The 2,274-nt window shown below is 56.6% G+C and carries 1 protein-coding gene; it reads left to right on the top strand.

What is annotated here, in order from left to right; translation table 11 throughout:
• Positions 1-304 precede the first annotated feature (304 nt).
• Positions 305-1,999 carry a phospho-sugar mutase gene (locus tag ACKUUJ_RS08735; protein ID WP_118082040.1) on the top strand — a complete coding sequence of 565 codons (1,695 nt, stop codon included), beginning with the start codon at positions 305-307 and terminating at the stop codon, positions 1,997-1,999.
• Positions 2,000-2,274 lie beyond the last annotated feature (275 nt).

Raw genomic sequence — 2,274 nt, 5'->3', positions numbered from 1 at the left:
CCCATCGCGCCGAGAGTACTGCGGGGTCAGCCCGTGGGAGGCCAGGGCGCCGCTGACCGGTGGACGGCACCGAGCCGCCATCGAGATTGAGAAGGGGGAGGCCTCGCGGCCTCCCCCTTTTTTGCGTTTATAGGCAACATTCTTTTTGCAATTAAATCAATTTAATCATCCACCGCTGAATATAGACGTTCACCGTTCTTTTGTCGGTTCTCTGTTCTCAATGGACTAATATTTGCTTTAGCGCACTGCTGCGCTTGTCCTGTTTTACACGGGTCGTTTTATTGATTGTGACGGAAGGACTCACATGGCAGATGTTCATGAGCTGCTTGATACTTGGATTGCCAATGTCAAGGACGAGGAGCTCCTCGCTGAGCTTAACACGATGAAGGAGCAGGGTGATGAGGACGCCATCACCGACGCTTTCTTCCAGGATCTCGCCTTCGGTACTGCTGGCCTTCGCGGCACTATCGGTGCGGGCACTAACCGTATGAATATCTATACGGTCGGTCGTGCGACCCAGGGATTCGCTGACTACCTCAATGCGACCTTCGAGCATCCGACGGTCGCCATCGCTCGCGATAGCCGCAATAAAGGTGAGCTGTTCGTTAAGACGACGGCTGCCATTCTTGCAGCAAACGGCGTGACTGCTCTCGTGTATCCTAAGATTTCTCCCGTGCCGACGCTTTCCTGGGCCGTCCGCGACCTTAAGTGCTCCGGTGGTATTTGCATGACCGCTAGCCATAATCCGGCGCCTTATAACGGCTATAAGGCCTATGGCCCCGACGGCTGCCAGATCACCAGTGAGGCCGCCGATGCAATTTCTAAGGCTATCGCCGAGACCGATGCGTTTACCGGCGTGAAGTCTATGGACTTCGATGAGGCTGTTGAGCAGGGCCTTGTCAAGTGGATTGACGACTCCTGTCTCGAGCGTTATTACGAGGCCGTCCTCGCTCGCGGCGTGACGAACCTTTCTGCCGAGGAAATTGCCGGCGCTCCGCTTAAGCTTGTCTACACGCCGCTCAACGGTACGGGCCTTATCCCCGTTACTACGGTTCTTGAGCGCGCTGGCATCACCGATGTCACGGTTGTTCCCGAGCAGAAGGAGCCTAACGGCGATTTCCCGACCTGCCCGTATCCTAACCCCGAGATCCGTCAGGCTATGCAGAAGGGCATCGATCTCTGCGAGCAGGTTCACCCCGATCTGCTGCTTGCGACCGATCCCGACGCCGACCGTGTTGGCGTTGCTGTCAAGAATGGTGATGACTACCTGCTGTTGACCGGTAACGAGATGGGCGTCCTGCTGCTCGACTATATTTGCAAGACCCGTGCCGCTCGCGGCGAGGATCTCACAAAGAAGGTCGCGGTCACTACCATTGTTTCTTCCGCCATGGTCGATGCTCTGGCCGAGGAGTATGGCTTTGAGCTCCGTCGCTGCCTGACGGGCTTCAAGTACATCGGTGACATCATTACCTCGCTTTCCGATGCTGGTGAAGTCGATCGCTTTATCTTCGGTTTCGAGGAGAGCTACGGCTATCTGGCCGGTGATCACGTACGCGACAAGGACGCGGTGAGCACTTCGCTGCTGATTTGCCAGATGGCTCAGTATTACAAGCTGCAGGGTAAGAACCTCGCCGACGCGATGCACGAGCTTTACGAGAAGTATGGCTACTATCACAACAAGACGATTTCGCTGAGCTATCCGGGTGCTGAGGGTGCTGCAAAGATGGCGGGCATCATGGCCGGTCTGCGCGAGAATCCGCCTGCGGAGCTCGCAGGGTCCAAGATCGAGGCTGTTGTGGACTACAACACCTGCGTGAACGGCCTGCCCAAGGCAAACGTCATCGAGTTCGATCTCGAGGGCGGCAACAAGGGCATTGTCCGTCCGTCTGGTACCGAGCCTAAGATCAAGCTGTACATCTTCGCTAAGGGCGCGGATGCAGCTGAGGCGGATGCGGCGCTTGATTCCATCGAGGAATCTGGTCGCAAGCTGTTGGCCTAAGGGTTTGAAATCCTATTTCCATAGATAGGCGGAGGAGGGGATCTCGGATACGAGGTCCCCTCCTTTTTGGATTTAAAGGCGGATGATTCTTGGTTGTGTAGGAAATGTGTGCGCCCAGATTCCCGCCCCCGGGGCCCCTCCGGTCTGGCAATATATCTCCTTGCCGCGCGGCCCGGTCGAACCGGATGGACCGCGCAGGCGTGCACCTTGAGAACCGGATACTGCGAGGATGGACACTTACTTCAGTGTCGCATCCGGGCAGACATCGAACCATT

The organism is Collinsella sp. wc0583 (genome assembly GCF_046116915.1).
Taxonomy (GTDB): Bacteria; Actinomycetota; Coriobacteriia; order Coriobacteriales; family Coriobacteriaceae; genus Collinsella.
The sequence above is the reverse complement of the archived record's forward strand: the minus strand, read 5'-3'. Positions and strand labels throughout refer to the sequence as shown.

What these genes read in the sequence shown, in the direction of transcription:
- ACKUUJ_RS08735 (WP_118082040.1), top strand. Translation starts at nt 305, where the DNA reads ATGGCAGATGTTCATGAGCTGCTTGATACTTGGATTGCCAATGTCAAG.